Origin of the sequence: Pseudomonas sp. BJa5, assembly GCF_030272875.2 — a bacterium.
In the GTDB taxonomy this organism is placed as follows: Bacteria; Pseudomonadota; Gammaproteobacteria; order Pseudomonadales; family Pseudomonadaceae; genus Aquipseudomonas.
In genome coordinates, this window is the sequence record NZ_JALRNG020000149.1 from 1 (window position 1) to 270 (window position 270).

Here is a 270-nt window from a genome sequence, read left to right on the forward strand (position 1 = left end):
ACGCCGCGCTGCGCCGCATCGAGGAGGGCGAGTACGGCTATTGCGAGGTGACCGGCGAGCCGATCAGCCTGGGTCGGCTGGAGGCGCGACCGATCGCCACGATGACGGTCGAGGCGCAGGAGCGGCACGAGCGCAACGAGAAGGTCTCGCGCGACGATTGAGCGTCCGCGCGGCGCATCGTCCGGCCAATCGCGCCGGACCTGTCCCGGGGCGGGACGCGGTAACTTTTGATTTACCGCATCGACGGTAGCGCATTCGCCGGGATCGAGC

Annotated in this window: 1 protein-coding gene; it reads left to right on the forward strand. The window is 69.3% G+C overall.

Annotated elements, in window-relative coordinates; translation table 11 throughout:
- Positions 1–17: 17 nt before the first annotated feature.
- Positions 18–161: a TraR/DksA family transcriptional regulator gene (locus M2D63_RS25795; RefSeq protein WP_285865889.1), complete on the forward strand. Its 144-nt coding sequence runs from the start codon at positions 18–20 to the stop codon at positions 159–161.
- The last annotated feature ends 109 nt before the right edge of the window (positions 162–270 follow it).